Annotated in this window: 9 protein-coding genes, 1 tRNA gene and 1 pseudogene; 9 read left to right on the forward strand and 2 right to left on the reverse strand. The window is 69.8% G+C overall.

Annotated features, from left to right (window positions below; genetic code table 11):
• Positions 1-120: 120 nt before the first annotated feature.
• Positions 121-1,128, forward strand: a complete 1,008-nt coding sequence (locus HG543_RS46570) for a glycosyltransferase family 2 protein (RefSeq protein ID WP_343073607.1) — start codon at positions 121-123, stop codon at positions 1,126-1,128.
• Between the two features lie 43 nt (positions 1,129-1,171).
• On the opposite strand, the gene HG543_RS46575 is transcribed toward HG543_RS46570, so the two are convergent.
• Entirely contained in the window at positions 1,172-2,032 is an 861-nt protein-coding gene (locus HG543_RS46575) for a CHAP domain-containing protein (protein ID WP_169351421.1), read from the reverse strand.
• A 136-nt stretch (positions 2,033-2,168) separates the two neighbouring features.
• Here HG543_RS46575 and HG543_RS46580 point away from each other — a divergent pair, with 136 nt between their 5' ends.
• The 7 genes from HG543_RS46580 (at position 2,169) to HG543_RS46610 (ending at position 9,111) form a co-directional block, all read left to right on the forward strand.
• The gene (locus tag HG543_RS46580; protein WP_169351422.1) at positions 2,169-3,863 is read left to right on the forward strand and encodes a HEAT repeat domain-containing protein; all 1,695 of its coding nucleotides are present in this window, start codon (positions 2,169-2,171) and stop codon (positions 3,861-3,863) included.
• Positions 3,864-3,917: 54 nt separating this feature from the next.
• Entirely contained in the window at positions 3,918-6,026 is a 2,109-nt protein-coding gene (locus HG543_RS46585; protein ID WP_169351423.1) for an ATP-dependent helicase, read from the forward strand.
• Positions 6,027-6,115: 89 nt separating this feature from the next.
• Complete coding sequence (locus HG543_RS46590; RefSeq protein ID WP_169351424.1) at positions 6,116-7,732, forward strand: Hsp70 family protein; 1,617 nt, start codon at positions 6,116-6,118, stop codon at positions 7,730-7,732.
• A 15-nt stretch (positions 7,733-7,747) separates the two neighbouring features.
• A complete protein-coding gene (locus HG543_RS46595; protein ID WP_169351425.1) occupies positions 7,748-8,173 on the forward strand; it encodes an SCP2 sterol-binding domain-containing protein in 426 nt (141 codons plus the stop codon).
• 15 nt (positions 8,174-8,188) lie between these two features.
• Complete coding sequence (locus tag HG543_RS46600; RefSeq protein WP_169351426.1) at positions 8,189-8,458, forward strand: hypothetical protein; 270 nt, start codon at positions 8,189-8,191, stop codon at positions 8,456-8,458.
• A gap of 93 nt (positions 8,459-8,551) precedes the next feature.
• Positions 8,552-8,623 (forward strand) — tRNA-Val (locus HG543_RS46605).
• 137 nt (positions 8,624-8,760) lie between these two features.
• Positions 8,761-9,111: a YacL family protein gene (locus HG543_RS46610; RefSeq protein WP_169351427.1), complete on the forward strand. Its 351-nt coding sequence runs from the start codon at positions 8,761-8,763 to the stop codon at positions 9,109-9,111.
• 12 nt (positions 9,112-9,123) lie between these two features.
• Here the strand turns inward: HG543_RS46610 and HG543_RS46615 are convergent, their stop codons facing one another.
• A complete protein-coding gene (locus HG543_RS46615; protein WP_169351428.1) occupies positions 9,124-10,104 on the reverse strand; it encodes a TerC family protein in 981 nt (326 codons plus the stop codon).
• A gap of 350 nt (positions 10,105-10,454) precedes the next feature.
• On the opposite strand from HG543_RS46615, the pseudogene HG543_RS54795 reads away from it, so the two are divergent.
• Positions 10,455-10,653: pseudogene (locus HG543_RS54795) on the forward strand (carbohydrate-binding protein); the annotation flags it as partial.

Raw genomic sequence — 10,653 nt, forward strand, 5'->3', positions numbered from 1 at the left:
CGCACACCACAAAACTCTACACTTTCAGTTTCGTCGCAAGCTTCAAATGTGAAAAAGAGGCAGAGGGGGGGTGGGGGCGGGGGCAGGCAGACGGCGCGCAAGGCGGGGCCGGCGCCCTCGGTGAGTCTGGTGGTGGCCGCCTACAACGAAGCGTCCTGCATCCAGCAGAAGCTGGAGAACAGCCTGGCGCTGCGGTACCCGGCGGAGAAGTTCGAGGTGTTGATCGGCTCGGACGGCTCGTCCGACGGGACGGATGACATCGTCCGCGCGTGCCCGGATGCGCGGGTGCGGCTGTCCCCGGCGCCGCGCGCCGGCAAGACGACGGTGCTCAACCGCTGCATTCCCATGGCGAAGGGCGACATCGTGGTCCTCTCGGACGCCAACACGATGATTGAACCGGAGGCCATCGAGCGGCTGGTCCGCCACTTCGAGGACCCCGAGGTGGGCGCCGTCTGCGGGAAGCTCCGGCTCTACAACCCGACGAAGCAGGACTACGAGGAGAGCGCCTACTGGAACTACGAGTCGCTCATCAAGATGTACGAGGGGCGGCGCGGCGCGGTGGTGGGGGCCAACGGCGGCCTGTATGCCATCCGGCGCACGCTCTTCACCGGGCTGCCGCCGTCCACCATCGTGGACGACTTCGTGATTCCGCTGCGCATCCTGGAGAAGGGCTACAAGGTCGTCTACGAGGAGACGGCCGTCGCGCACGAGGAGACGACGGAGGATTACGGCAAGGAGTTCGGCCGCCGGGCGCGCATCGCCGCGGGCAACTTCCAGAGCCTGCGCATGGTGCCGGGCCTGCTGCTGCCGACGGCGGGCTTCCCCGCGTTCGCCTTCTGGTCCCACAAGCTGCTGCGCTGGTGCGCGCCCGCGCTGATGGGGCTGGCGCTCGTCGCCAACGTGTTCCTGCTCGACAGCATGTTCTACCGCTTCACCCTCTTCGGGCAGGCGCTCTTCTACTCGCTGGCGTACCTGGGGAAGCTGGGCGTCCTCAAGCGTGGCTCCGCGAAGCGGGTGGCCTCGGTGGCCTACTACTTCGTCACCATGAACCTGGCCATCGTCGTGGGCTTCTGGCGCTTCCTGCGCAACACGCAGCGCGCCGCGTGGGACCGCACCGCGCGCGCCTGAGTGCGCACGCTCGCGCGACGTGACGGAGCCGGTGGGGTGGCCTTCAGCGCAGGGCCACCGGCACCGGCCTCGTCGTTCTCGGCTCCGCGGGCAGCACGCTGCCGAAGGAGGAGAAGAGCTGTCCGGTGAGCACCGGCTCGCGGTTGGGGCCGGGGTGGCGCAGCAGGTCGTTGAGCACCAGGCCCGTCTTCGGATCTCTCGGCAGGTGGGGGCGGGCGAGGTTCATCCGGTAGCGCACGACGCCGCGGCGCACGCGGTGGATGACGGTGACGGTGCCGTCCGCGGCCACCTCGTCCACGATGCCCACGTGGGTGAGCCCGTCGTTGCGCCGGCCGTCCCGGTTCTGGTCGTACGTCTCGCGGAAGAACACGAGGTCCCCGGGCATGGGCCGGCCCTCCGTGTACACGCGGCCCTTGGCGCGGGCGTGGCGGTACATGGCGGTGACGCCGTTGTCGCCGGGCTTGAGGGTGCCCCGGAAGGTGACGCCGGCCTGCGCATAGACGCCCTCGATGAGGCCGGTGCAGTCGGAGGGGTACTTCCGGCCGCCGAGGACCACCTGCGACTTGCCCACCAGCGAGCGCGCCGTGGCGAGCACCGTCTCCCGAGGGCTGGCTCCGGGACGCGCGGCCACCGTGGCGCGAGCGGGCGTCACGTCCTTCTTCGCGGGCCGGGGCGCCGCCTTCCTGCCCGTGCCCCCACGCGAGGCCACCGGGGCGCGGGGCGCGGGCTCCGCCTTCTTCTGCGCGACGACGGAGTCGGAGAGCGACTCGCGGGGGAAGGCGGGCGGCGAGGCGGAGCGGTAGCGCAGGGTGTAGGAGTCCAGCCAGGGCTCCAGGGGCGCGGCCGTGGTGGCACAGCCCGTCGCCAGCATCGCGAGCATTCCGGTGATCAGCGCACCCCTCATGGAGCGACCTCCCTGTAGCGTCCTGAGGCACCCATGCTCGGCCGGACTTCGTGTGTGGTCAAAAAAACCACCCAGGCAACCGGCCGTCACGGCTCGGGTTTCCGGGTGGGCACGGGTGCGGTATTGCTGGAGGTGAATGGCCCCCCTTCGTCGAGCCCTCGCCGTCCTGCTGCTGGCCACCGGCTGCATCCCGTCGCCGTACGACCGCGCCGCGCGGACGGACACCGTCGAGGCCTACCGCGACTTCCTGCGGGAGTACCCGAAGCACCCGGACGTGGACGCCGCCGAGGCGCGCCTGGAGGAGCTGGAGTTCGAGGAGGCGAAGCGGCTGCACACGGTGATTGCCTACAAGCGCTTCCTGGAGGCGTACCCGGAGGCGGCGCAGGCGCGCACCGCGAAGACGCTGCTCGAGGGCCTGCGCTTCAACGCCGCGAAGGAGTCGGGCACGGTGGCCGCCTGGCGGCAGTTCCTCCAGGAGCACCCGGACGGCGCGCAGCGCGAGGAGGCGAAGCGCCTGCTGGGCGAGGCCGAGGCCCACGAGCTGGCCACCACCGACGACCCCCAGCGGCTGACGGAGTACCTGCGCGCGTCGCCGGATGACCCGCGCCGCCAGGAGGTGGAGGCGCGGCTGGACGGTCAGGCCTTCGCCCAGGCGAAGGCGGCGGGCGCGTCGAAGCTCTTCGCGTACCTCAAGGACTTCCCCGCCGGGGCGCACCGTGAGGAGGTGCGCGTCCAGCTGCTGGAGCTGGAGGTGGAGGGGCTGCTCGTCTCCGGCCTCGTGGAGGAGGCCGAGGCGAAGGTGAAGGGCCACCCGCTGGGCTCGAAGCTCACGCGCTTCCCCGAGCGACTGGCCCGCGCTCGCGCCGAGCGCGCCGCCCTGGCCCGCCCGGAGCCCGTGGCCCGCGCCGCCCACGTGGCGCACTACCTGCGCGACCTCGATGACCTCAAGCGCGCGCTGACGGCGATGGATCCGCTGGACCGCTGGCAGGCGGCGGAGGAGCTGGGCCAGCACGTCTCGGTGCGCACCATCGACCCGCTGCTGGACGCGCTGCGCTCCGCGCGCAACCCGCTGATCCGCCAGCACGCGCTGGAGTCCCTGCGCACGGTGCTGTCCGCGCTGCCGCGCCCGGTGGCGGAGTACGAGGTGGCCTCGCGCCTGGACGCGCTGCGCGAGCGCGCGAGCAGCGCGGAGATGTACCTCACGGTGGCGGTGCTGTTGGATTTGTCCGGCCAGCTCGCCCTCGCGTCCACGGAGTACCAGCGCGTCGTTGAGGGCGGTGCGATGGACCCGGTGGTGCTGCGCCGCTGGGTGCAGATTCGCGAGGAGCGGCGCCAGAACTTCTCCGCGGCCGTGGCGGCGCGGCAGCTCGCGCTGTGGGCCCTGGACGTGGCCCGCGACGAGACGGTGACGCCCGAGGGGCAGGTGCCGCTGGCGTCGGCGCGGCAGCTGTGCGCCGCGGCCGTCAACGCGCGCTTCGCGGCGGAGGCCATCGCCCGCGCCCGCTCCGTCGCCACCGAGTTCCCCGAGGACCTGGCCGAGTTCGAGCGCAGGGCGGTGGAGGCGAAGCGCCTGTCCGAGGCCCGGCTGGCGGACGCGGAGCTGCTGCTGCGCCAGCAGACGCCCGGCGTGCGCACCTGCGCGGACCAGGCCGTGCGCGAGCGCCTGGACGGCGCGGTGAAGGAGCGCACCGCCGCGCTGGAGGCGGTGGGCTCGAAGCTGCCGCAACAGGTGGGGCGGATGCTGCTCGAGCTGGCGAGGGAGCGGGACCCGTCCCCCCAGGTCCGCGCCGCCGCGTCGGACCGGCTGACGGCCCTCAAGCCCGTGCCCTGATCCATCCGGATCCATGTGTCCGTGAAGGGCGGGGCGGTTAGAGTTCCCCGCCCCATGGCCACGCGCACCTACACGCTCAAGGTCGCTCCGGCGAAGCCCTCGCCGCGCATCGACTACGCCGCCCTCCTCAACGAGGAGCAGCTGCGGGCGGTGGAGGCAGGGGAGGGGCCGGTGCTCGTCATCGCCGGCGCGGGCTCCGGCAAGACGCGCACGCTCACCTTCCGCGTGGCGCGGCTGCTGGAGCGGGGCGTGCCCCCCGAGGGCATCCTCCTGCTCACCTTCACCAACAAGGCCGCGCGGGAGATGACGCGGCGGGTGGAGGAGCTGGCCGGCTCCTTCGCGGACGTGCGGCGCATCCTCGGCGGGACGTTCCACCACGCCGCGCACGTGCTGCTGCGCCAGCACGCGGGCGCGCTGGGCTTCTCCACGAACTTCACCGTGCTGGACCGCGAGGACGCGAGAGACCTCATGGTGACGTGCATCGCCGAGCGCAAGCTCAAGAGCGACAAGCGCTTCCCCCGGCCGGAGCTGGTGCTGGACCTGGTGTCCATGGCCACCAACCTCCAGCAGCCCGTCTCCCAGGTGCTGGTGGACCGGCGCCCCCAGTTCCTCCCCCTGGCCCCCGAGGTGCTCGCCACCGCCGCGCGCTACCAGCAGCGCAAGGCGCAGATGCACCTGATGGACTTCGACGACCTGCTGCTCCACCTCAAGCGGCTGCTCACCCAGCACGATGACATCCGCGCCCAGCTCGCCGAGCGCTTCCGCTGCGTGCTCGTGGACGAGTACCAGGACACCAACCGGCTCCAGGGCGACCTGGTGGACCTGCTCGCCGGGGAGCGCAAGGACCTGACGGTGGTGGGCGACGACTGCCAGTCCATCTACAGCTTCCGCGGCGCGGACTTCACCAACATCATCGGCTTCCCGGAGCGCTACCCCGGCTGCGCCGTCTTCACCCTCACACGCAACTACCGCTCCACGCCCGAAATCCTCGGCCTCGCCAACGCCTCCATCTCCCGCAACGCGCGGCAGTTCCCCAAGGAGCTCACCGCCGCGCGCCCCTCCGGCGCCATGCCGGTGGTCGTCCCCACCCGGGACGCCGACGAGCAGGCCGCCTTCGTGGCCCAGCGCATCCTGGAGCTGCGCGACGAGGGCATGTCCCTGGAGGCCATGGCCGTCCTCTACCGCGCCCACAGCCACTCCCTGGAGCTGCAGCTGGAGCTGGCCCGCCGCGGCATCCCCTTCCGGGTGCGCTCCGGGGTGCGCTTCTTCGAGCAGTCCCACATCAAGGACGTGCTCGCCTACCTCAAGCTGGTGAACAACGCCGGGGACGAGCTCGCCTTCAAGCGCGTCGTGCGCCGGGTGCCCGGAGTGGGCCCCGCGACGACAGAGCACCTGTGGACCTCCCTGCGCGCCCTGCCGGAGGGCACGCCCCTGGCGGATGCCCTGGCCCACGAGGACGTCCGGGCGCACCTGCCCCGCAAGGCCCAGAAGGGCTTCCAGCGCTTCTCGGACCTGATGGCCCGGCTCACCCGCCCGGAAGGTGCACGTACACCCGGAGTGTTGGTGGAGGAGGTGCTGGCGGGCGGGTACGCGGAGTACCTGAAGGCGGAGTACGCCGCGGAGGAGCAACGGGAGGAGGACATCCGACAACTGGCCCAGTTCGCCGGCCGGTTCGAGGACCTGGCGCGCTTCCTGACGGAAATCGCCCTGGTGTCGGAGTTCGCCGCGGAGGAGGCCCTCGGGGCGGACGCGCCGGACGAGTACCTGACGCTGTCCACCGTGCACCAGGCCAAGGGCCTGGAATGGCGGGCCGTCTTCGTCCTCTGGCTGGCGGACGGGCGCTTCCCGCTGTCCCTGGCCACCCGCTCGGACGCGGAGGAAGAGGAGGAGCGGCGGCTCTTCTACGTGGCCCTGACGCGGGCCAAGGACGAGCTGGCGCTGGTGTACCCCCTGACGGTGCAGCCCCGGGAGGGGGAGCGCATCCTCCTGCGGGTGTCCCGCTTCATCGAGGAGCTGCCCTCGGGGGAGGACGCCCCCTATGATCGGCTCGTCCTGGCGACCGTGGCGGCGGCGCCAGGGGAGGCAGGTGGGCAGCCGACCCGGGCCGTCCCACCCCTGGGGCCGGACGGGCCCCTGCCGTCGGGGCTGGAATCAGAGGACTGAGGCGGACGCCCAGAAACGCGCACGCGAGGGCGCGACGTGATAGACAGTAGGAGCAGGCGCGCCTCCAACTGGCTTCGCCCCCCAACTTCATGGCGGACAGACCTCGCATCATCGGGATTGACCTGGGCACCACCAACACGCTGGTGGCCTCCGTGCGCAACCGCATCCCGAAGATCGTCCCCACGGATCGCGGCAACCTCACCCTGCCGTCCGTGGTCGCCCTGTCCTCCCGCGGGGATCTGATGGTCGGCGGGGTGGCCAAGGACCAGATGGTGACGAACCCCCGGAACACCCTCTGGGGGACCAAGCGGCTCATCGGGCGCAAGTACAACTCCAAGGCCGTCGAGGAACTGAAGGGCTACTTCTCCTACGACATCGTCGAGGGCCCCAACGGGGACGCGGCGGTGATGCTGGGCGGCAAGCTGTACACGCTGCCCCAGGTGTCCAGCTTCGTGCTGTCGCAGGTGAAGACCATCGCCGAGCAGTTCCTCGGCGGGCCCATCGACTCGGCGGTCATCTCCGTCCCGGCCTACTACAACGACAACCAGCGCAACGCGGTGAAGGAAGCGGGCCGGCTGGCCGGCTTCGACGTCAAGCGCATCGTCAACGAGCCCACCGCGGCGGCGCTGGCCTACGGCTTCAACCGCGGCCTGGACCAGAAGGTCCTCGTGTACGACCTGGGCGGCGGCACCTTCGACGTGTCCGTGCTGCACCTGGCCGGCAACGTCTTCGAGGTGCTGGCCACCGGCGGCGACACCTTCCTGGGCGGCACGGACTTCGACAACCGCATCATGGAGTACGTGCTGGAGCGCTTCCGCGAGGAGAACAAGGTCGACCTCACGGAGAACCCCATCGCCCTCCAGCGCATCAAGAACGCGGCCGAGGCGGCGAAGATCGACCTGACGCTCATCCCCAACGTCGTCATCGACCTGCCCTTCATCGACGAGCGCAAGGGCAAGCCGCTGGATTTGCGCATCCCCCTGACGCGCGAGTACCTCAACAACCTCACCGGCGACCTGGTCGACAAGACGTTCGAGATCTGCGACCGGGTGCTCGAGGAGAAGGGCATCGCCCGCTCGGAGATCGACGAAATCATCCTGGTGGGCGGCCAGAGCCGCATGCCGCTGGTGCAGCAGAAGATTCAAGCGCACTTCGGCAAGCCGCCGCGCAAGGGCGTCCACCCGGACGAGTGCGTGGCCCTGGGCGCGGCGCTGCTGGGCGACTCGCTGGGCAGCATCGACTCGGTGACGCTGCTGGACGCGCTGTCCATGCCCATCGGCTACGCGATGCCCAACGGGCGCGTGAAGCGCATCATCGAGAAGAACTCGCTGATTCCGCTGGTGAAGAGCTTCCGCCTGCCTCCGCCGAAGGAGCCGGGCTCGCCCTTCATCGAGCTGGACATCTACCAGGGCGACAGCGAGCACCTGGTGGACAACGAGTACCTGGGCACGGTGCGCGTGCCCTCGGCCGCCGCGGGCCGGAAGATCGACTTCCGCCTCACCGAGGAGTGCCTGCTCCAGGTGACGGTGGAGGAGGCCAGCGGCATGCGCAAGGTGGACCTCGCCACGCGCGACACGCCGGAGCAGCTCAAGCGGGCCCTCGAGGAAGCCGCCGAGCGCATCCGGAAGCAGGGGCCCAGCAACGGCAGCGGCAACGACAACGGGGGGCTCCTGTCCCGCATCGGGACATTCTTCCGCAGGGGTTAGGTAGGGATACGCGCGATGGCCAGGTTTCCGTCGAGGGAGTGGGTGGACGAGGCCGTCCGTCTCACCAATGAGGACCCCGAGTGCGCCGTGGCCGGCAAGGGCTGGAAGGGCGACTTCGGGGCGGTGGTGGAGGCCGAGCCGGGCAAGCTGGAGAAGCCCTTCGTCGTCCACATCGTCCCTGGTGACTGCCGCATCGAGAAGGCCCGCGTGCTGCCGGACCCGGACGACCTGGACGAGCTGGAGCCCGTCTACCTGGCGCGCGCGCCCTATAGCGTGTGGAAGCAGCTCCTGAATGGAACCCTGGACCCCGTGGAGGCGGTGCTCAAGCGCCGCATCTCCATGCAGGGCGACCTGCAGCCGCTCATCGAGCGGATGAGGTACAAGGGCATCGCCGACCGGGTCTTCGCGAAGCTGCGGACGCAGTTCATCGACGAGCCCTGAGGCGGGGGAGGGACCATGGGCATCCGTGACGACTTGAAGAAGCAGGCGCTGGACGTGTCCGGCAAGGCCATGGAGAAGCTCATGGCCGACGAGAAGCGCGCCATGGCCATCGCCAACGCCATTGGCCGCGTGCAGCGTGGCAAGCAGGCGCTCGACCGGGGGCAGGAGGAGCTGATGAAGGCCTTCCACTTCGCGCCCCGCAGCGAGTTCAAGGCCCTGGGCAAGCAGCTCTCGGGACTCAAGCGCCGCCTGCGCGAGTTGGAAGAGAAGCTCAACGCGCTGTAGTCGAAATTGCGTTGACACCTGAGCGGGCGAATGGCATCTACACCCGCGTTCGCCGCTGACGCGCAGCACGCAGCGGCGGGACAGACAGCAGAAGGGCGTATAGCTCAGCGGTAGAGCACTGCCTTCACACGGCAGGGGTCGCAGGTTCAAACCCTGCTGCGCCCACTTCGAAGAGGCCGTGAGTCCGGGACTGAACCCAGGGCTCACGGCCTCTCGGCTTTTCGGCCCCTGAATGTTCACTGCTTCGGACTTCGTCCCACCCGCGGGTACGAAGCGGCCGGAGGGCGTGCCACCCTGGGTGCGTGTCGACGAGGAAACTCCGATTCACGTGGGATTCGCGGGGCAGCGCGGTGGTGGTCCGGGCGCCGCCTCCCAATGACGTGCTGGCGGACTATCTCTCCGAGGAGCTCCAGCCCGGCTCGGGTGCGGCGGAGCGGCTGCTGGAGCTGATTCTCCAGGTCCGCTCCGGGCACCTGGGCGGCTGGGAGGTGCCGGGGGACTGCTGGAGCGTGGAGCTCACCAAGGTGCGGGCCACCGTCCGCACCGAGGACGCCATCCCCGGTCGCACCCTGCACCTGCCCGTGGAGGACTTCGAGGAGGCGGTGCGCGCCTGGCAGGACTTCGTGCGCCTGCCGCGCGCCTCCGCCTCCTGAGCCGCCGGGGCGTCAGGCCTCGGACGCCTCGGTCAGCTCCCGCTTCAGTGCCTCCTGAGAGGGCGGGGCCTTCCGGCTCTTGATGAGCGAGGCGACGATGCTGGCCCCGAGCATCGCGGCGATGACGACCAGCGACAGCGCGGGGGGAATCTTCACGAAGTCCACGAGGGCCATCTTCGCGCCGACGAAGACGAGCACTCCGGACAGGCCCACCTTCAGGTAGCTGAACTTCTCCACCGCGCCGGCCAGCAGGAAGAACATGGAGCGCAGGCCGAGGATGGCGAAGATGTTCGACGTGAAGACGATGAACGGGTCTCGCGTGACGGCGAAGATGGCGGGGATGGAGTCGAGCGCGAAGATGACGTCCGACGCCTCCACCAGCAGCAGCGCCATGAACAGCGGCGTCGCCAGCCAGCGGCCGTTCTCCTTCGTGAAGAAGTGATGGCCGTCGAAGGTGTTGGTGGAGGGGATGGAGCGCCGGGCGAAGCGCATCATCCAGCCGTCCTCCGGGTGCTCATCCTTGTTGCGCTGCAGGAAGAGCTTCACGCCGGTGAGGATGAGGAAGCCGCCGAAGACGTAGATGAGCCAGTGGAAGCGCTCCAGCATCGCCACGCCCGCGAAGATCATGATGGCGCGTAGCACCAGTGCACTGAGGATGCCCCAGAAGAGGACCCGGTGCTGGTACAGCGCGGGGATGCGCAGCGCGGAGAAGATGACGACGAAGACGAAGATGTTGTCGACGGAGAGTGACTTCTCGATGAGGTAGCCGGTGAGGAACTGCATCCCCGGCTCGGCCCCGAACTTCCACCACACCCCCACGTTGAAGAGGAGCGCCATGCTGATCCACACCACGCTCCAGCCCAGCGCCTCCTTGAACTTCACGACGTGCGCCTTCCGGTGGAACACACCCAGGTCCAGCGCCAGCATCGCGATCACAAAGGCGATGAAGCCGCCCCATAGGGCAGGACTGCCTACACTCTCGAAGGTTTCCATGGAGACTGTGAGTTAAGAAGCCGCGCTTCCTTCGACAAATAGAGTTTCTGGCCACGCTTCTTCGGAAAAACCGAAGCATCAGCCGGCGAGGGCCCGTTCGCCTGTCCACTGGAGGGGAGGGCGGCGAGGGGCCCCTACGCCCGGCCAGGGCTTGGGAAGTGTTCTGTTAACTGGTGAGTTGGTCCGCGTCCCGGTTGGACTGAAGAGTCACGGGGCCACGAGACCAACCAGGCGTCGTCCGTCCGCGAGGCATTCCGGCCCGTGGCGCGGGGGGCGCGTCCAGGAGGCTGCCGGCGACTGGCGTCGCGGCTCCGGTCACTCTCGCGGTCCCCCGAAGAAGGACCGATACATTGATCCGGAATCGACTTCTCGCCTCGACGTGTGGCGCCCTGCTCTCGCTGGCGACCGCCTCTGGCTGCAACAATCCTGGCAACGAGGGAGTCACCTCGCCAGGGGCCGTCGAGCCGCCCGCGCAGCAGCCGCAGCTTCCGACCCCGGCTCCGACCGAGCCGCCCGTCGTCGCCCAGCCGACTCCGTCCCCGACCGAGC

Source organism: Pyxidicoccus fallax, assembly GCF_012933655.1.
GTDB lineage: Bacteria > Myxococcota > Myxococcia > Myxococcales > Myxococcaceae > Myxococcus > Myxococcus fallax.

Excerpts from the sequence above, each read along its gene's own strand:
- HG543_RS46575 (WP_169351421.1), bottom strand. The coding sequence starts at position 2,032 with ATGAGGGGTGCGCTGATCACCGGAATGCTCGCGATGCTGGCGACGGGC.
- HG543_RS46580 (WP_169351422.1), top strand. The coding sequence starts at position 2,169 with ATGGCCCCCCTTCGTCGAGCCCTCGCCGTCCTGCTGCTGGCCACCGGC.
- HG543_RS46585 (WP_169351423.1), top strand. The coding sequence starts at position 3,918 with ATGGCCACGCGCACCTACACGCTCAAGGTCGCTCCGGCGAAGCCCTCG.
- HG543_RS46590 (WP_169351424.1), top strand. The coding sequence starts at position 6,116 with ATGGCGGACAGACCTCGCATCATCGGGATTGACCTGGGCACCACCAAC.
- HG543_RS46595 (WP_169351425.1), top strand. The coding sequence starts at position 7,748 with ATGGCCAGGTTTCCGTCGAGGGAGTGGGTGGACGAGGCCGTCCGTCTC.
- HG543_RS46600 (WP_169351426.1), top strand. The coding sequence starts at position 8,189 with ATGGGCATCCGTGACGACTTGAAGAAGCAGGCGCTGGACGTGTCCGGC.
- HG543_RS46615 (WP_169351428.1), bottom strand. The coding sequence starts at position 10,104 with ATGGAAACCTTCGAGAGTGTAGGCAGTCCTGCCCTATGGGGCGGCTTC.